General features: G+C 63.7%; 19 protein-coding genes and 1 tRNA gene. 5 read left to right on the plus strand and 15 right to left on the minus strand.

Features of this window, described 5'->3' with window-relative positions; all coding sequences use genetic code 11:
* Positions 1 to 14: 14 nt before the first annotated feature.
* From pstB to DPM33_RS28975, 5 genes are all read right to left on the minus strand, one after another.
* Positions 15 to 818 carry a phosphate ABC transporter ATP-binding protein PstB gene (pstB, locus tag DPM33_RS28955; RefSeq protein ID WP_112100815.1) on the minus strand — a complete coding sequence of 268 codons (804 nt, stop codon included), beginning with the start codon at positions 816 to 818 and terminating at the stop codon, positions 15 to 17.
* Positions 815 to 1,666 (minus strand): phosphate ABC transporter permease PstA, encoded by an 852-nt coding sequence (pstA, locus tag DPM33_RS28960; RefSeq protein ID WP_112100816.1) that lies wholly within the window; start codon positions 1,664 to 1,666, stop codon positions 815 to 817. Before pstA ends, pstB begins: the two co-directional genes overlap by 4 nt.
* A 3-nt stretch (positions 1,667 to 1,669) precedes the next feature.
* Positions 1,670 to 2,653, minus strand: a complete 984-nt coding sequence (pstC, locus tag DPM33_RS28965; protein ID WP_112100817.1) for a phosphate ABC transporter permease subunit PstC — start codon at positions 2,651 to 2,653, stop codon at positions 1,670 to 1,672.
* A gap of 65 nt (positions 2,654 to 2,718) precedes the next feature.
* Entirely contained in the window at positions 2,719 to 3,774 is a 1,056-nt protein-coding gene (pstS, locus tag DPM33_RS28970) for a phosphate ABC transporter substrate-binding protein PstS (protein ID WP_112100818.1), read from the minus strand.
* Between the two features lie 495 nt (positions 3,775 to 4,269).
* On the minus strand, positions 4,270 to 7,626 hold the full coding sequence (locus DPM33_RS28975; RefSeq protein WP_245442450.1) for a response regulator: 3,357 nt from the start codon (positions 7,624 to 7,626) through the stop codon (positions 4,270 to 4,272).
* A 198-nt stretch (positions 7,627 to 7,824) separates the two neighbouring features.
* Between DPM33_RS28975 and DPM33_RS28980 the strand changes: the two genes are divergently transcribed.
* Entirely contained in the window at positions 7,825 to 8,172 is a 348-nt protein-coding gene (locus DPM33_RS28980) for a hypothetical protein (RefSeq protein WP_245442452.1), read from the plus strand.
* Positions 8,173 to 8,388: 216 nt separating this feature from the next.
* A complete protein-coding gene (locus DPM33_RS28985; protein WP_112100820.1) occupies positions 8,389 to 8,610 on the plus strand; it encodes a hypothetical protein in 222 nt (73 codons plus the stop codon).
* A 73-nt stretch (positions 8,611 to 8,683) separates the two neighbouring features.
* Here DPM33_RS28985 and DPM33_RS28990 read toward each other — a convergent pair whose 3' ends face one another.
* Positions 8,684 to 9,049, minus strand: a complete 366-nt coding sequence (locus DPM33_RS28990) for a hypothetical protein (RefSeq protein WP_112100821.1) — start codon at positions 9,047 to 9,049, stop codon at positions 8,684 to 8,686.
* On the opposite strand from DPM33_RS28990, the gene DPM33_RS36435 reads away from it, so the two are divergent.
* Entirely contained in the window at positions 8,967 to 9,257 is a 291-nt protein-coding gene (locus DPM33_RS36435) for a hypothetical protein (RefSeq protein ID WP_167449257.1), read from the plus strand. The two genes, DPM33_RS28990 and DPM33_RS36435, sit on opposite strands and share 83 nt — an antisense overlap.
* A 40-nt stretch (positions 9,258 to 9,297) precedes the next feature.
* Here DPM33_RS36435 and DPM33_RS28995 read toward each other — a convergent pair whose 3' ends face one another.
* The 6 genes from DPM33_RS28995 to DPM33_RS29020 all read right to left on the minus strand — a co-directional run bounded on the left by DPM33_RS28995 (position 9,298) and on the right by DPM33_RS29020 (position 12,470).
* Entirely contained in the window at positions 9,298 to 10,143 is an 846-nt protein-coding gene (locus DPM33_RS28995; RefSeq protein WP_112100822.1) for a glutathione S-transferase family protein, read from the minus strand.
* 23 nt (positions 10,144 to 10,166) lie between these two features.
* On the minus strand, positions 10,167 to 10,748 hold the full coding sequence (locus DPM33_RS29000) for a VOC family protein (protein ID WP_112100823.1): 582 nt from the start codon (positions 10,746 to 10,748) through the stop codon (positions 10,167 to 10,169).
* Between the two features lie 146 nt (positions 10,749 to 10,894).
* The gene (locus DPM33_RS35965; RefSeq protein WP_146770339.1) at positions 10,895 to 11,326 is read right to left on the minus strand and encodes a hypothetical protein; all 432 of its coding nucleotides are present in this window, start codon (positions 11,324 to 11,326) and stop codon (positions 10,895 to 10,897) included.
* A 174-nt stretch (positions 11,327 to 11,500) separates the two neighbouring features.
* Positions 11,501 to 11,575 (minus strand) — tRNA-Glu (locus DPM33_RS29010).
* 86 nt (positions 11,576 to 11,661) lie between these two features.
* Positions 11,662 to 12,090: a VOC family protein gene (locus tag DPM33_RS29015; protein WP_245442453.1), complete on the minus strand. Its 429-nt coding sequence runs from the start codon at positions 12,088 to 12,090 to the stop codon at positions 11,662 to 11,664.
* Positions 12,087 to 12,470: a fimbrial protein gene (locus DPM33_RS29020; RefSeq protein WP_112100825.1), complete on the minus strand. Its 384-nt coding sequence runs from the start codon at positions 12,468 to 12,470 to the stop codon at positions 12,087 to 12,089. The genes DPM33_RS29015 and DPM33_RS29020 overlap by 4 nt, the downstream gene beginning before the upstream one ends.
* A 25-nt stretch (positions 12,471 to 12,495) precedes the next feature.
* Between DPM33_RS29020 and DPM33_RS29025 the strand changes: the two genes are divergently transcribed.
* Together DPM33_RS29025 and rpoH are read left to right on the plus strand one after the other, a co-directional pair.
* Complete coding sequence (locus DPM33_RS29025; protein ID WP_112100826.1) at positions 12,496 to 13,566, plus strand: RluA family pseudouridine synthase; 1,071 nt, start codon at positions 12,496 to 12,498, stop codon at positions 13,564 to 13,566.
* A gap of 217 nt (positions 13,567 to 13,783) precedes the next feature.
* A complete protein-coding gene (rpoH, locus tag DPM33_RS29030; protein WP_112100827.1) occupies positions 13,784 to 14,695 on the plus strand; it encodes an RNA polymerase sigma factor RpoH in 912 nt (303 codons plus the stop codon).
* A gap of 258 nt (positions 14,696 to 14,953) precedes the next feature.
* Here rpoH and DPM33_RS29035 read toward each other — a convergent pair whose 3' ends face one another.
* From DPM33_RS29035 to DPM33_RS29045, 3 genes are all read right to left on the minus strand, one after another.
* The gene (locus DPM33_RS29035; protein WP_112100828.1) at positions 14,954 to 15,613 is read right to left on the minus strand and encodes a peroxiredoxin; all 660 of its coding nucleotides are present in this window, start codon (positions 15,611 to 15,613) and stop codon (positions 14,954 to 14,956) included.
* Between the two features lie 190 nt (positions 15,614 to 15,803).
* On the minus strand, positions 15,804 to 16,169 hold the full coding sequence (locus tag DPM33_RS29040; protein WP_112100829.1) for a cell division protein ZapA: 366 nt from the start codon (positions 16,167 to 16,169) through the stop codon (positions 15,804 to 15,806).
* A 5-nt stretch (positions 16,170 to 16,174) separates the two neighbouring features.
* Positions 16,175 to 16,447 (minus strand): DUF4164 domain-containing protein, encoded by a 273-nt coding sequence (locus DPM33_RS29045; protein ID WP_023763725.1) that lies wholly within the window; start codon positions 16,445 to 16,447, stop codon positions 16,175 to 16,177.
* Positions 16,448 to 16,565: the final 118 nt, after the last annotated feature.

A 16,565-nucleotide genomic window follows, 5' to 3' on the forward strand; every position in this document is an offset into this window, starting at 1 on the left:
GTCCTCGTATGAACTCAGCCGAAGCGGCCGGTGATGTAGTCCTGCGTGCGCTTCTCACGCGGCGAGGTGAAGATCTTCTCGGTCCGGTCGAATTCGACCAGCTCGCCCAGATACATGAACGCCGTCTGCCGCGACACGCGCGCCGCCTGCTGCATGTTGTGGGTGACGATGACGATCGTGTAGTCGGCCTGCAACTCGTCGATCAACTCCTCGATCTTGGCGGTCGACAGCGGATCGAGCGCCGAGGCCGGTTCGTCGAGCAGGATGACCTCCGGCTTCACCGCGACGGTACGGGCTATGCAAAGGCGCTGCTGCTGACCGCCGGAGAGGCTGAGGCCGCTGGCGTTGAGCTTGTCCTTGACCTCGTTCCAGAGCGCGGCGCGCTTCAGCGCCGACTCGACGCGGTTGTCCATCTCGGCCTTGCTGATCCTCTCATACAGCCTGACGCCGAAGGCGATGTTTTCGTAGATCGACATCGGGAACGGCGTCGGCTTCTGGAACACCATGCCGATCTTGGTGCGCAGCAGGTTGAGGTCCTGCGAGCGGTCGAGGATGTTCTTGCCGTCGAGCAGCACCTGCCCATCGGCGCGTTGCTTCGGGTAGAGCTCGTAGATGCGGTTGAGCACGCGCAGAAGCGTCGACTTCCCGCAACCCGACGGCCCGATGAAGGCGGTCACGCTGCGCTCGGGCAGGGACAGGTTGATGTCCTTCAGCGCCTTCGACTGGCCATAGTAGAAGTTGAGGCCCTTGACCTCGATCTTGGCCTTCTCGACGGTCGTGTCGGCTACGTTCAGGTCGGTGGACAACATCGGTTTCATCTGTCCTCTCTGCGTCCGGTTAGGCTGCGGGCGAAGATACTCAGCCCGAGAACCGTCAGGGTGATTATGAGTGCGCCGGTCCAGGCCAGTTGCTGCCATTCTTCATAGGGGCTCAGCGCGAACTGGAAGATGGTGACAGGCAGGCTGGCCATCGGGGCATTGAGATTGCTCGACCAGAACTGGTTGTTGAGCGCGGTGAACAGAAGCGGCGCCGTCTCGCCGGAGATGCGGGCGACGGCCAGCAGGATACCGGTGACGATTCCCGACATCGCCGCGCGCCAGGCGACCGAGCGGATCACCACCCAGCGCGGCGCGCCGATGGCGGTGCCGGCTTCGCGCAACGCGTTCGGCACCAGGTTCAGCATGTCCTCGGTGGTGCGCACCACGACCGGGATCACCAGGATCGACAGCGCGACGGCGCCGGCTATGGCCGAGAAGTGGCCCATCGGGCGCACCATCAGCTCATAAACGAACAGGCCGACGATGATCGAGGGCGCCGACAAAAGGATGTCGTTGATGAAGCGCACGACCGTGGTCAGCTTCGAGAAGCGTCCGTACTCGGCCATGTAGGTGCCGGCCAGCACGCCGATCGGCGTGCCGACGACGATACCGATGATGGTCATCACGATGCTGCCGTAGATGGCGTTGAGCAGACCGCCGGCATCGCCGGGCGGCGGCGTCATTTGCGTGAACACCGCCAGCGACACGCCGGACAGGCCCTTGTAGATCAGCGCGCCGAGGATCAGCGCCAGCCAGGCGAGACCGATGCCGGCGGCGACGACGCACAGCGCCATCATCACGCCGTTCTTGCGCTTGCGGCTCTGGTGGAGAGACAGGGCTGTCGACATGGATCAGGCTCCCGCGCGACTGTCGATGCGCAGCAGCATGTAGCGCGCGATGGCAAGGATGATGAAGGTGATGATGAACAGGATGAGCCCGAGCGCCACCAGCGACGAGGTGTAGAGGTCGCCGACGGCTTCGGTGAATTCGTTGGCGATGGTCGCCGAGATCGTCGTGGCCGGAGCAAACAGCGAGGCGCTGATGCGGTGCGCGTTGCCGATGACGAAGGTGACCGCCATGGTCTCGCCGAGCGCGCGGCCGAGAGCGAGCATGACGCCGCCCATGATGCCGACACGGGTGTAAGGGATGACGACGCGCCGGGTCACTTCCCAGGTCGTGCAGCCGATGCCGTATGCCGATTCCTTGAGCACCGACGGCACCGTGTCGAACACGTCCTTGGTGATCGAGGTGATGAACGGCAGGATCATGATGGCCAGGATCATCGCCGAGGTCAGCAGGCCGATGCCGTAGGGCGGGCCGGCGAACAGGCTGTTGAGGCCGGGAACCCCGTGGAACATCCAGATGATGAAGGGCTGCACCGTCGTCTGCAGGAACGGCGCGAAGACGAACAGGCCCCAGATGCCGTAGATGATCGACGGAATGCCGGCCAGAAGCTCGACGGCCATGCCGATCGGGCGCCGCAATGGCCGCGGGCAGAGCTCGGTCAGGAAGACCGCGATGCCGATGCCGATCGGCACGGCGATGACGATGGCGATCGCCGAGGTGATGATGGTGCCGTAGATGGGCGCCAGCGCGCCGAATTTCTCGGTGACCGGGTTCCAGGCCTCGGAGCCCACGAAGGACAGGCCGAAGGTCGAGAGCGCCGGCCAGGATCCCGCGATCAGCGAGATGGCGACACCGCCGAGCAGAACCAGAACCAGTATCGCGGCGCCTTTCGTCAGCGCACGGAAGATCGCATCGGTGAGGGCAAAGCGCCTGACCGTGGCATCGCGCGAACCGCGGGCGGCCGGCATCGCTTCCTGGACAGCACTCATGTCAGGTTCTGCTCTTTGGCTGGAGGAAGAAAAGGAGCGCCGCGATGCGGCGCTCCTTCATTTTGTTACTCGCCGGCGTAGACGGGCTTGCCGCCAGCCTGGATGTCGGCCTTCCACGAAGCCTTGATCAGGTCGACGACGCTGTCCGGGATCGAGACATAGTCGAGCGCCTTGGCGGTTTCCTTGCCGTCCTTGTAGGCCCAGGCGAAGAACTTGAGCGCTTCACCGGTGGCGGCGGCATCGTCCGGAGCCTTGTGGATCAGCACCCAGGTCGAGGCGGCGATCGGCCAAGTGGTGTCGCCGGGCTCGTCGGTGATGATGACGTTGAAGTTCTTCGCGCCCTTGAAGTCGGCATTCGAAGCGGCGGCGCCGAAGCTGTCGAGCGACGGCTCGACCACCTTGCCGGCGGCGTTCACCATCTTGGAGTAGGAAAGCTTGTTCTGCTTGGCGTAGGCGTATTCGACATAGCCAATGCCGCCATCGGTCTGCTTGACGGTGTTGGCGACGCCTTCGCTGCCCTTGGCGCCGACGCCCGTCGGCCACTCGACGGCCGTGTCCGAACCGACCTTGTCCTTCCAGTCGGGCGAGAGCTTCACCAGATAATTGGTGAAGTTGAAGGTCGTGCCCGAGCCGTCCGAACGGTGGACGACGGCGATGGCGGTCGACGGCAGGGTGAGGTTCGGGTTCAGCGCCTTGATCGCGGCATCATCCCAGGTGGTGATGGCGCCGAGATAGATCTGGGCAATCGTCTTGCCGTCGAGGACGAGTTCGCCCGGCTTGACGCCCTGCAGGTTGACGATCGGCACGATGCCGCCCATCACCATCGGGAACTGCACGAGGCCGTTCTTTTCGAGGTCGGCATCGGACATCGGCTTGTCGGTGGCGCCGAAGGTCACGGTCTTGGCGATGACCTGCTTGATGCCGCCGCCGGAGCCGATCGACTGATAGTTGAGGCCGGTGCCGGTGTCCTTCTTGTAGGTGTCGGCCCACTTGGCGAACACCGGATAGATGAAGGTCGAGCCGGCGCCGGAAAGGTCGGCGGCCATGGCCGCGGTAAGCGTAACGGTGGATGCCGCAGCCATTGCAATCGCAACGGCCGCCGAGCGGATGAAGTGTCTCATATGGCCTGCTCCTGTTCGGAATATGGTCTCTTGGCACCTGTCTCTGTCGGCGCCCGACGAGGGGCATAGCTTTCGATTATTACAGTCGCATGACAGTTTCATGTCAGCCCGGTAACGACTGGAGAGTGACGTGCGGAGACGACTCCGGCGGCCTCTCGAGGCCATCCGGAGTTTGCCGCGGGAATCAGCGACTTGTCTGACTTTTGAAACAAAATTTATCCCGGCGGCCGGATCACGGCCGCCGGGAAATAAAATCCGGACGAGAGCGCGTTGCCTGTACGCCAGAGCGGATCATGGCGTGGCCATCGCCGAAAACAGGTCCGTTGGGGTAGAGTCGACGCTGTTTCTTGTTGGCGGTCGCTTGCTCCCGCCCGTAACCGAGAAGCGGAATCAATGACGCCATTGTCCGAACTTGGCGTTTGCTTTGATATGGTGCGATCGCGCCATACGTATGCGTAAGCGTCTCGCTCCGTCGGCCGGCCCTCTTTGGCGTGGTTAGCCGGCGTTGCGCCGGGCCTCCGTGTCCGAGCCGAGCCAGCGCTCGAGCTTTTCGAGCAGCGCCCGGGGACTGATCGGCTTCGGCAGGTAATCGTCCATGCCGGCTTCCAGGCAGCGTTCGCGGTCGCCCTTCAGCGCGTGCGCGGTGACGCCGACGATCGGCACATGCGTGCCCATGTCCTGCTCGAGCTTGCGAATGGCCCCGGTCGCCTCCAGCCCGTTCATCTCCGGCATCGACACATCCATCAGGATCATGCGCGGATTGAGCTTGCCGAAAGCATCGAGCGCCTTGCGGCCGTTGCCGACGATCTCGAAGCGATAGCCGGTCTCGCCCAGGATCTGGGTGAACACCAGCTGGTTTACCTCATTGTCCTCGGCGACGAGGATGTCTAGCCCGCGCTCCGCATCGGTGGGGCGCGGACGCGCGCGCGCCGGCGGCGGCTGCAGCACGGCGCGGTCCGATGCCGCAACCGGCGCCAGCGTGCTCTGCGGCATGCCGGATCCGGTGGCCGGCTGCGCCCCGGCGCTGCTGTGGCGATGCCGCTGGATGGTCGCGACGAGCGTTTCCAAGAGGATGGAGGAGCGCGCCGGCTTGATGAGCTGCGCATCGATGCCGAGGTCGCGATAGGCCGTGTTGGCGAGCGACTGGTCGACCGAGGTCAGCATGACGATCGGCGTATGCGCGAGGCCCGCCGTGTTGCGCACGATGCGCGCCATCTCGGCGCCGGTCATGCCGGGCATCTGGTAGTCGAGCACGACGCAATCGACCGGCACGCCATAGGCGGCGGCGGCAATCAGCACCTTCAACCCTTCGGCGCCGCTTTCGGCCGCGCAGGCATCGAAGGTCCACGACGCCATCTGCTCGCTCAGGATCGAGCGGTTGACGGCATTGTCGTCGACGATGAGCACGCGCGCGCCAGTGACGTCGACCGGCGTGATGCGCTGCCCGCCCTGCTCGGCCTTGGGCAGCGTGACGGCGAACCAGAAGGTCGACCCCTTGCCTTCGGCGCTGTCGACACCGATCTCGCCGCCCATCATCTCGACCAGCCGCGAAGTGATGGCAAGGCCGAGCCCGGTGCCTTCGTGCCGCCTGGTCGAGGAGGTGTCGACCTGGCTGAACTTTTCGAACACCAGCTTCAGCTTGTCTTCCGGGATGCCGATGCCGGTGTCGGTGACCGATATGGTGAGCCTTGTTCCCGCCGGGATCCGCTCACCCGTCACGTCGACCAGCACATGGCCTTCGTCGGTGAATTTCACGGCATTGCCGAGCAGGTTGGTGACGATCTGCCTTATGCGGCCGACATCGCCGACGAACTGGCCGTCGAGTCCCGGCTGAACGCGGACGATGAGCTCGAGGTCCTTCTCCTTGGCGCGCGTCGATACCAGCGTCGCCACATCCTCGATCGCCTCGGCCAGATTGAAGGGCGCCGGGTCGAGCACCATCTGGCCGGCGTCGATCTTGGAGAAGTCGAGAATGTCGTTGATGATCGTGAGCAGCGCGTTGCCGGATTTGACGATGATGTCGGTGAACGTCTTCTGCTTCGGATCGAGATCGGATTTGGCAAGCAGTTCCGCCATTCCAAGGACCCCGTTCATCGGCGTGCGAATCTCGTGGCTCATATTGGCGAGGAACTCCGACTTGGCCCGATCGGCGAGCACGGCGCGCCGGCGCGCTTCGGTGAGCTCGGTCTCGCGCTGCTTGAGCTCGGTGATGTCGGTGGTGGAGCCGATGAGATAGAGCGAGCCATCGGAAGCGATCATCGCGCCCTTGCGCGCGAACTGATGGCGAACGCTGCCGTCGGGCATCCTCACCGTCTCTTCGATCTCCTGCGTCTCGCCGGTGCGCAGCACGGCAAGGTCGCCGGCGACGAAGGCTTCGCCGTCCGCGCCGAAAATCTCGACGTCGGTCTTGCCGACCGCCTGTTCCTGGCTGAAGCCGGTGAGATCGCACCAGCCCTTGTTGACGTAGAATTGCCTGAGATCCGAACGCTTGGCGTAGATCGACACCGGCACGTTGTCGATGAGGCTGCGGAACACCTCGTTCTCGCTCATGCTTTCCTTGAGCGCCTGTTCGCGCGCCTTGACGTCGGTGATGTCGGTGCTGGAGCCGACCAGGTGCACCGAGCCGTCGGTCGCCACCAGCCGGCTCTTGCGCGTCATCAATTGCCGCACCGTGCCGTCGCGGCTGGTAACGGCCTCCTCGACCTCGCGTCCCGCGCCAGTTGCCACGACTTCCGTGTCGTCATTGCTGAAGCCATCCGCCTCGTTGCCGGCGAAAAGCTCGCGATCCGTCTTGCCGATCACGTCTTCCTTGGTCAGGCCGGTCAGCGCGCACCAGGCCTTGTTGACGAATTCGATGGCGAGGTCGTCGGCCTTGATGAAGGCGGCGACCGGCAATTCGTCCATGACATGCCGATAGAGGTCGATCTGGCGCATCGAGTCGCGCAGCGCCTTCTCGCGCACCTTGATGTCGGTGATGTCGACGCGCACGCCAATGAACGTGCCATCGTCGGTGCGCATGTCGTAGACCTGGTACCAGCGCCCATCCGGATTGAGGCGCTCGTAGCAAGAGTTCGGCAAACGATACCGGCCGAGCATGGCATCAAGCCAGCGCTCGGTGTCGGCGCCATACAGACTGTCGATCTCGCTGTCGCCGCTGGAGCGGAAATAGCCGACGGAATGGCCGAGAGCCAATGCCTCTCGAAAAGTGCTGCCCGGCTGCCAGGCCGGCTTCAGCGCCGGCAGCGTGTCCTGCAGCTTGCGGTTGGCGAAGACGAAACGATCGTCACGATCGTAGATGATGACGGCGGCCGGCAGCGACTCAAGCACGGTGGCGAGGTTACGGCGCGCGTCCTCGGCTTCGCTCTCGCGCTGTTTCATGTCGGTGATATCGACATAGGAAATCAGCCTCTTGCCGCCGGCGAGCGGCGCCAGCGAAGCGATCAGCGTGCGACCGTCCTTGCGCGGCAACTGCCTTGAGCCCGCGGCGCCGGCCCGGATTTCGGCTTCGCGCTCGGCAACGTGGCCTTGCCAGGCCTGCTCCTCGCCGCCGAACGGATCGGCATCGCGGCTGGCTTCCATGAGATCGCGAAACGAGCAGCCTGGCGGAGCGCGCCGCGGATCGATCTTCCAGAAGTCGTAGAATGCCCGATTGACCACCTCCACCCGCAATTCGGCATCGAGAACGACGACGCCGATCGGCATCGAATCGACCATCAGGCTGAGATTGGCGAGCACCTGCGAAGTCCCGGCCATGTCGCGACCCTCACCGAGGGAGGCCGCGTTGCCGGGCATGTCCGCCTTGTTGAAATTCCGCGCGCCGTCCGCCCCGACAGTCCCGTCCGTATCCGCCATTCCCACCCCCAAGGCCGAACCGTGCCGGTCCGTCGGCGGAATGTGCCCGACAAGCATTAACGATCCGCTAACCATAATGAATTGCAGCCACGCGCCGCCCAATGCCGTTGAGACGATCACGACCGCGGCGCCGGCTGCGCTAATCCGCCTGTTGGCGATCATGGGAACGACGCATATAACGTGCCTGAGGTGTTGCTAATGTTCGGTCGATTCGCGGCTTTTATCCTGTGTCCGGCGCTGCTTGCGGCGGGCGGCTGCGCGCGCAGCGACGACGGCACGGTGATCGTTCCGAGCCGGATGGACGTCAGGCGTGTCTGGGACCGGGCGCCGCCGGGAACGACCGCGTCGAGGCAGATCGCCTCGGACGTGTTTCCCTTGCCGCCGAGCCCGCCGGCGAGCCCTGCTGTCCGGCGCCATTCCAGCCCCGCTTCGCCGAGGCCGTCCTTCAGCCAGGATCTGCCTGATCCGTCTTCCGACGAGCAGAGCCCCCTCACCTGCAGGAATGTCGGCGAAAACGGCAAGCGCTACCGCGTCGTCTGCGAATAACTTCGCTTCAATCTGTCGGTGGTGCCGGCCGGGCACCCTTGCTTCGAGACAGATGCCTCGAGGCAGAGACGCGCGTTTGAGACAGTGGCCGAAAACCCCTTTTGGCCCGGCGGGGACCGGTCCCGCCACGCGATCACGGACTGCTGATGAAACCTTTGGCCGGCGACGAACGTTCCTGGCGCTGATGTGATCCGCGCAGTGCAGAGGAGACTGAAGATGTCCATTCACTTCACCGTCTCTGGCCTGACCAGGAACCTGATCCATTCGCTTGGACTGGATCATGAGCAGGCGCCGAGACCCCTTACTCCCGAACAAAGCCTGCTCCTGGATTGTTATCTGGCCGGGCAGATCCCGGACTCCGCCTGGAGCGACTATGTCTTCGAGATGCCGGAACTGGAAAAGCATGCCCGGGTCAGGCGCACACGCGGTTCGACCTGAAAGCAATTCCAGGAAAAGTGTGTAGCGGTTTTCCGTCCGGAATTGCGTCCAAACAAATAATCAGGACTGCCGCTTATTTTTTCGGCGAATTGAACTGCAGCGTGAAGACGTTTCCGGCAACGCCTTGCGCCAGCGACGGCGAGAAGCTTAGCGGCAGGCAGTCCTGCAGGGCCTTGGCCGCCGCGTCGACATAGGCCTTGCGCGCCTTGTCGTCGCCGGTGACATGAATGGCGGTCGTTCTCGGTGGGCCGATCAGCGTGCCATCGCGTTTGAAGCTGAAGCTCAGCGTCACCGAGGCGTTGTCCGTATTGGCCGGCGGAGTCCAACAGGCGAGCACGGCGGCGCCGACATCGTTCATGCTGTTGAGCGACGCGGCCACCGATGGAAGGGGCACGGCCGATAGCGCACTCGCTATCGTCAAAAACCTAATCATCTTCATCGCGGTCCTCGTTGCCATCGCTCAGCCGCTTGGCGGCATGGTACGATCCATGACGAGGATGACAACACGATTTCAGCTTGGTAGCCGGCGACGCAATCATACTGTCGTGATTGGCGAAAAAGCAAAAGGCCGGCACGGAGCCGACCTTTCCCTTGTCTCGTCATGGCGCCAGTACATCCGTGGTCGCGGCGAGGACTGGGACCAGTAGACAGGCCTTGGGTAAACGAAACCTTAACCCCAGGGAGTTGCTACGCCCTGGCCTGCGATTTCACATGCGCGATGTAGCCGCGCACGTCGCCGGCCGGTTCCGCGTAAGCCTTGCCGAGCTTCTTCTCCAGCGCCGCCATATACTCCTTCGCCCATTGGGGCAGCGCGTAATCGACGACGGCCAGGAATTCGAGCGTTGCCGCCAGCCTTATGTCGGCGATCGATGGATTGTTGCCGCCGATGAACGGTTTGCCGTCGCGGAAGAAAGAGTGAAACACCTCGAGCGGCTCGGCGATCGCGGCCATCGCCGCTTTCTGCGCTTCCGATTTCTTGTCGGGATGGGCGTCGCTATGGCCGACCTCGCCGGCATATTGCGGGAAGCCGAGCGCCGGATAGGTTGCTCTCGCGACATAAGGATAAAGCGTGCCGACCAGATAGAACATGGCGCTGTCGATCATCGCCCGCTTGGCCGGCGCCTTCGGATAGAACTTCTCCAGCCCGTGCTTGTTGGCGAGATACTGCATGATGGCGCAGCTTTCCCACAGCACACCGCGCGGCAGGCCCTTGTCCTCGATCATCGGCGTCAGATGCGCCGGATTGCGCGCCAGAAACTCGGGCGAGCGCGTATGGCCCCAGGCGTCGGTCTCAGCGGGATCGAGACCGGCCGCGCGCGCGAACACCCGCACCGTCATGTTGTTGACGCTCGGCCTCAGCATGCTGAGTTTTATACCGGGTTTCTTGGCCGGCTTCGCCTTGGCCTTAGGCGCGGCTTTTGCCGTCGCTTTAGGCGCGGCTTTTGCCGTCGCCTTCGCGGCTGTTTTCGCCGCGGTCTTTGGCGCGGCCTTGGCCGCAGGTTTCTTCGCGCTTTTCGTTGCAGCCTTTGCCATCTGTTCCTCCCCTTATGGCTTGCTCAATATGGGTTCTTCGCCGTCCGCTCATCCGACAGGGTCGCGCGCGACCGCTCGACCAGCGCCTGGATGGCGTCGGCGAGATGGAGCTCGGCGATATTGTAGTCGCCGCGCGCCACGCGGATCTTGTGCGCCTCCATCAGCACGTCGGCATGGGCGAAGCCGGCCGGCGGCTCGAAGCGATAGGAAGCAAGTTCGATCAGCAGTCCCAGCGGATCCTCGAAATAGATCGAATCCATGAAGCCGCGATCCTTGACGCCGCTGTGCTTGATGCCGCGCTCGTCGAGCCGTGCGACCGCCTGCAGGAAAGTGACTCGCGACACCGAAAAGGCGATGTGGTGGACGCAGCCAGTATCGGTCGGCGTCCGCCGCTTGACCGGCGTGCGGCTCTCGTCGGTGAAGATCGTGATCAGCCGTCCGTCACCCGGATCGAAATAGAGATGGCTTTCGCTCGCCTTGTCGAGATTGGGCTGCTCGAAGATGAAGGGCATGCCGAGCACGCCTTCCCAGAAATCGATCGACGTCTGGCGTCCAGCGCCGACAAGCGTGATGTGATGCACGCCTTGCGACTGCAGCTTCCGCATTGGCTCCTCCCCGCCTGCACTCAACGCCTGGCATGCGACCGCCGCCCGACGCTCCGCATCTTGCTTGATTGCGGCCCGTGCATTCGTCGACGGATGCTAATTCAATCCGAGACGTTGCGCCAGAAGCGACGACACCTCAGCGAAGGTCAGGGGCCAACGGCGAAAAAGGTCGTGCGGCCACCGCGCACGACGCTGAAGGACGCACGAACGAAGCGCTGTTGCAGATCGGCCGGCTGGCGCGATCGAGCATCAAGTTCGTCAGCGCCAAAGCGGTGACGGGATCGTGGAAGCCTTTGCGGAGCTGGCGGAAACGATCCGCTGCCGGCAACTGTAGCTGGGGTCGGCGTTAAATCACGGACCTGGTTTTCAAGATGGCGGCTTCCCCTGCGGAACTCTCTGCCCGCCCGGCCGTTTAACGGTCGATGGCACTGGCTGACGACATCCAAATGGCGGAACGGCACGTCCTGCAAGCCGAACGGCACATCAAGTGCCAGCGGGCGCGCATTGCCGCGCTGAAACGTCGTCGACTGCCGCGGGGCAAGGCCTCCAACTTTCTGCAATTGCTTGAAGATGCCCAATCGATGCATCTCCAACACCTGTCGCGGTTGCTGGAGCAGGCGTCCCGCAAGAGAACCGAAGCCGGATACGCCGTCCCCGTCCCCCTGGCTGCCGAGTGACCCGATCTTCTCAGTCGGGTTTGAGCCCTGCTCAATCGGGTTGAGCCTGCTTGACCGGATTCTTTTTTAGAAGCTTGGTACGCCCAAGGGGAATCGAACCCCTGTTCCCGCCGTGAGAGGGCGGTGTCCTGACCGCTAGACGATGGGCGCGCTCAAGAACCGGCTACATAGGCTGGCGGCCGCGAAAAAGCAACTGGGGTTTCGACCGCTTCGCGCGCTTTGCCGAACGGCCCGGATCAGCCCTGCCGTTTCGGCTCGATCAGGTCCCAGAGATTGCCGTAGAGATCGGCGAAGACGGCCACTGTGCCATAGACCTCGTGGCGTGGTGCCTCGCGGAACTCGACGCCCTTTTCGAGCATCGCCTGATGGTCTCGGGAAAAATCGTCGGTCTCGAGGAACAGAAACACCCGTCCGCCCGTCTGGTTGCCGATGCGGCTCGCCTGCTCCTCGCCCGACGCCTCCGCCAGCAGCAGGCGCGCGCCTTGGCCTTTCGCCGGCGTGACGGTGACCCAGCGCTTGCCGCCGCCGAGGTCGATGTCGTCGGTCAGCGCAAAGCCGAGACGATCGACATACCAGGCGATCGCCTCGTCGTAATTGCCGACGACGAGCGCGACGGTCGCGACGCTGCGGTGTCCGGCAAAGCCGCGAATGTGTTGCGGGCTCATTTGTTGCGGATCGCGAACTGGCCGATGATGCGGCGTTCGGCGATGTCGTAGACGAAGATCGAACGGCTGCCGTCCGCAAGTTCGGCATCGATCGACAGGCGGTTGCCGGAGAGCGACTGGCTGATCACCTTGGCCCCCACGGGAAGCACGATGTCGCCCGAGAGCGGCGCGCCTGCCGGAGCCTGGACATCGCCGGCAGGCGCCGAGCCGACCACGGGCGCGTTGCGGGCTTTGTAGACAAGCGCCCCGATCACCACCATAAGGGCGAGGAACAGAAGGCCGAGATTGACGATCATGAAGCGGACGAGCTTCCGGCGCACGTTCTCGGCCGCGGGGTCGAGCGGCTTTTCCTCGTCTTCTTCGCCAAGAGGCGGGGCCATGCTAAGCAATCCGCAACGGGTTTCGATGAGCGCTCATAACGAAGACAGTTCCGGATTGATAGGGGAGGATCTGACGGACGATGAAGCGGCCGCGGGTGAATCTGTCCTCCTCGAAGCCGGCGCCGACGCCGCCGGCCAGCGTCTCGACCAGTGGCTCACCGCGCGGCTCGGGCCGGAACTCTCGCGCAGCCGCGTGCAGGCGCTGATCCGCCAAGGCGCGGTGTCCGTCGCCGGCAAGCCGGTGCTTGAAGCCAAGCGCAAGCTGACGGCCGGCGAGCGCGTCGAAGTTCTGGTACCCGCGCCGGAGCCTGCCGAGCCGCAGGGCGAGGACATCCCCCTCGACGTCCTCTACGAGGACGACGAGCTGATCGTCATCAACAAGCCGGCGGGGCTGGTCGTCCATCCCGGCGCCGGCAACTGGACCGGCACGCTGGTCAACGCGCTGATCCATCATTGCGGCGACAGCCTGTCCGGCATCGGCGGCGTCAGGCGTCCGGGCATCGTGCATAGGCTGGACAAGGAAACGAGCGGCGTCATGGTCGTGGCCAAGACCGACCGGGCGCATAAGGCGCTGTCGGAGGCGTTTGCCGACCATGGCCGCACCGGCGATCTCGAACGCGCCTATCTGGCGCTGGTATGGGGCATTCCGCAGCGGCCGACCGGCACGGTCGATGCCGCCCTGGGGCGCGCCGCCGATCGTGTCCGTCGCGCCGTGGTGCCCGAAAGCCGCGACGACGCCCGCCACGCCGTCACCCATTTCAGCGTCGTCGAGCGCTTCGGCGAAGGGCAGCGGGCTTTTGCCACCGCAAGCCTGGTCGAATGCCGGCTGGAGACCGGCCGCACCCACCAGATCCGCGTCCACATGGCCCATATCGGCCATCCTGTGGTCGGCGACCCGGATTACGGCCAGGCCTTCCGCACCAAGGCCAACCAGCTGCCGGAACCCTTGAAGGGCAAGGTCAACACCTTCCCCCGGCAAGCCTTGCATGCCTGGCTCCTTGAATTCGAGCACCCGACCACCCATTTAACGATGAGGTTCGAAGCGCCGATGCCGGGAGACATGGAGGAACTCGTCGACGACTTCCGGAAACTTTGAACCGACCCGCCACCAACAAGCTGCAAACCAGCCATCAAAAAACCTGACCGGCGTTGTTCACTTCAGCGTGACAGACTGTTTAGCGTTGAACAAATGCCTGTCTTTTCTGGTTTTGTTCCTATATACAACGGTTGTCTGCGGATGAGCCTTTGGCATCCGCGACGAATGCCCGCCGCGTTTCGGGGGCATCCACTCCAAAGAGAGAGGGGGCGCTATCATGGCCCAATCATTACCCAGTATCGTTTCCGGTGAAGGCGGCCTCGCCCGCTACCTGGAAGAAATCCGCCGCTTTCCGATGCTTCAGCCGCAGGAAGAGTACATGCTCGCCAAGCGTTATGCCGAGCATCAGGACACCACGGCTGCCCACAAGCTCGTCACCAGCCATTTGCGGCTCGTCGCCAAGATCGCCATGGGCTATCGCGGCTACGGTCTGCCGATCGGCGAGGTGATCTCGGAAGGCAATGTCGGCCTCATGCAGGCCGTGAAGAAATTCGAACCGGAGCGTGGTTTCCGGCTCGCCACCTATGCGATGTGGTGGATCAAGGCCTCGATCCAGGAATACATCCTGCGCTCGTGGAGCCTGGTCAAAATGGGCACCACCGCCAACCAGAAGCGTCTGTTCTTCAACCTGCGCAAGGTGAAGGGCAAGATCCAGGCGCTAGACGATGGCGACTTGAAGCCCGACCAGATCGCCGAGATCGCCACCCGCCTCAACGTTTCCGAGGCCGAAGTGGTGTCGATGAACCGCCGCCTGTCGGGCGACGCCTCGCTCAACGCCCCGATTCGGGCGAGCGAAGGCGAGTCCGGCGAATGGCAGGACTGGCTGGTCGACGACCACGAGAGCCAGGAAGAGATGCTGATCGAGCAGGACGAGCTGGAAAACCGGCGCTCGATGCTGTCGGGCGCGCTGTCGGTGCTCAACGAGCGCGAACGGCGCATCTTCGAGGCGCGCCGCCTCGCCGAAGAGCCGCTGACGCTGGAAGAGCTGTCGGCCGAATTCGACATCAGCCGCGAGCGCGTGCGCCAGATCGAGGTGCGCGCCTTCGAGAAGGTGCAGGACGCGGTCAAGGCCGCCGCCAAGCGCCAGACCCAGGCGCTGCGCACCATCGAAGCGCAGCCGGCGGCTTAAGCTAGCTGAAGGTAGAAATGAAAAAGGCGGCGCGCCGGCGCCGCCTTTTTTGTTTGGCGAAAGCGGCGAACCAGCCCTTTCTTCCCGTCACTATACGGGGAGAAACGTCCGGCAGGACAATGAGGGGCGGCGCCGACGCTGCGAGGTTTCCTGTCAGAACCATCCGATGAAGTTGCGGCGCGGTCCCCTTGGAACGCCGCGCCGCCCCTCATCCGCCCTTCGGGCACCTTCTCCCCGTTGAACGGGGAGAAGGAAGGCTCATGCCGAAGGCTGCTTGGTTTTCCTGAGATAAGGCAGCACCGTCTCATAGGCGCCAAAACGTTTGACGGCATCCTCGTTGGAGACGGCGGCAGTGATGATGACGTCCTCGCCCTGCTTCCAGTTCGCCGGCGTCGCCACCTGGTGCTTGGCGGTCAGCTGGATGGAATCAATGACGCGCAGGATCTCGTCGAAGTTGCGGCCCGTGGTCATCGGATAGGTCAGCACCAGCTTGACCTTCTTGTCCGGTCCGATGACGTAGACCGAACGCACCGTGGCGTTGTCGGCCGGCGTGCGGCCTTCCGAACTCTCGCCGGCGCCCGCCGGCAGCATTTCATAGAGCTTGGCGACATGGAGGTCTTTGTCGCCGATCAGCGGATAGTGCACCGTATGGCCGGTGGCGGTCTTGATGTCGGCCTGCCATTTGTCGTGGCTCGACACCGGATCGACCGAGATGCCGATGATCTTGACGTTGCGCTTTTTGAACTCGCCTTCGAGGCCGGCCATGGTGCCGAGCTCGGTCGTGCAGACCGGCGTGAAATTTTTCGGGTGGCTGAACAGCACCGCCCAGCCGTCGCCGATCCAGTCGTGGAACTTGATGCTGCCCTGTGTGGTCTCGGCCGTGAAATCCGGCGCGATGTCGTTGATACGAAGACTCATGGCCTGTCCCTACCCTTTTTGAAAAATTGTAGCCGGCTTGCGGCTGGCCGTCGCCGGCTCCGAAGCCTAGCACCATCATGGCGCCGGTAAAACGCCGCGCACGATGGCCACGACCTTCGCAGAGCAAAAATCTTCGGCGCCACCGGTAAGCCGCGGCAGAATTTTCCACTTCCGATCGAGGAGAAGCCGCTCAGGCCTTCTTTATGACGAGCGTGGCGCTGAGGTCTTCCATGCGCTGCGCCAGCGCGTCGAGCGCCGTGGTCAGCACGCTGTCGCTCTTGTCGGCCTTGGTCAGCGCCTCGTCGCGCGTCTTGCGCAAGGTCAGCACCTCGCTCTCCATGCCCTTGACGCGCTTGGTGAGCTCGGACAACTCGTCCATTACCATGATGCCGGCCATGACGGTGAGCCGCTGGTCGCCGATTTCGCCGAACGAATCCTTCAGATGCGAGACATAGCGGTCGAAGCGCTCGGCGAGATCGATCAGATGTTCTTCCTGGCCCTCGTCGCAAGCCATCCGGTACTGCTTGCCGTCGATGGAAACCGTGACCTGTGCCATTGGCCCTACCTGTCCAGAACCGCCCGGATGGTTTCCATGGCGGTCACCAGCCGGCGCGACACTTCCTTGTTGGCATCTTCCAGCCGTTCGGCGCGCGCCTCGGAATTGTCGAGTTCCTGCGCCAGGCGCGAGCGGTCGGCGTTCATGCGCTGCACCTCGGCCTCGGCTTCCGAATAATCGCGCTCGTGCTCGAGCTTCGCCGCCACGGCGTTCTCCAGGCCTTCCATGGCCTTGCCCAGCCTGGCGATGACTTCCTTGAGGGTCGTTTCCCCGGTCATGGCCTTCGTCCTATGCCCTGCCCATCACCGAATCGCTCGCGTTCAGAACGCGTTACCTGCGAAAGATTAGGCACCGGGTGAAGGGCGCGTCAACAAAGCTCTCGCGACTGTCCCCCGC

Source organism: Mesorhizobium hawassense (assembly GCF_003289945.1).
Lineage (GTDB): Bacteria > Pseudomonadota > Alphaproteobacteria > Rhizobiales > Rhizobiaceae > Mesorhizobium > Mesorhizobium hawassense.